This window comes from Mesorhizobium sp. BHbdii (genome assembly GCF_053848045.1).
In genome coordinates, this window is sequence record NZ_JBSPKX010000059.1 from 1 (window position 1) to 682 (window position 682).

At 61.4% G+C, this 682-nt stretch carries 2 protein-coding genes; both read left to right on the plus strand.

Annotation, left to right across the window (positions count from 1 at the left end; all coding sequences use genetic code 11):
- Window positions 1-502: SDR family NAD(P)-dependent oxidoreductase (locus tag ACWTU8_RS31795; protein WP_455851248.1), on the plus strand; the 502-nt coding region annotated here is incomplete at its 5' end.
- 42 nt (window positions 503-544) lie between these two features.
- On the plus strand, window positions 545-682 hold a 138-nt coding region (locus ACWTU8_RS31800), incomplete at its 3' end, for an NAD(P)-binding domain-containing protein (RefSeq protein ID WP_455851249.1).

Sequence of the window (682 nt, forward strand, 5' to 3'; positions counted from 1 at the left end):
GGGCAGGATCGATGTCCTGTACGCGAGCGCCGGCGTTGGCGAAGCCGTCCCACTAGGCGAAATTACCGAGCAGCACTTCGATGCGGCTTTCGGCCTGAATACGCGCGGCACGCTGTTTGCGGTTCAGAAGGCCTTGCCGCTGTTCAACGATGGCGGATCGATCTTCATGACCGGATCTGTTGCTTCGGTGAAAGGTTTTCCTGGCTACGGCGTGTATGCGGCGAGCAAGGCGGCGTTGCGCTCATTCGCACGCACTTGGCTTAACGAACTGAAGGGCAGGAATATCCGGGTGAACGTGCTGAGCCCGGGGCCGATCGCCACGCCGATGCAGGACCAGGTTCTCACCGAGGAGGCGAAGCTGATGTTCGAATCCCTGATTCCGAGGGGAAAGATGGGGCGCCCCGAGGAAATCGCGGCGGTCGCGGTGTTTCTCGCGTCAGACGATTCGAGTTTCGTGAACGGGGTGGAGTTGTCTGTCGACGGCGGCTTTTCGGCCATCTGAAAGGCCGGGGGGATCCATATCAACACGGATCGGAGAAGCACTATGAGCTATGCGATTATAGGATTCGGTAAGATAGGCCAGGCGCTTGCCCACGCCTTCGCCCGTAAGAACATCGACGTGACCGTCGCGAGCCGCCGGCCGCCCGAGGCGTTGGCGCCGCAGGCTCGGGCGATTGGACCC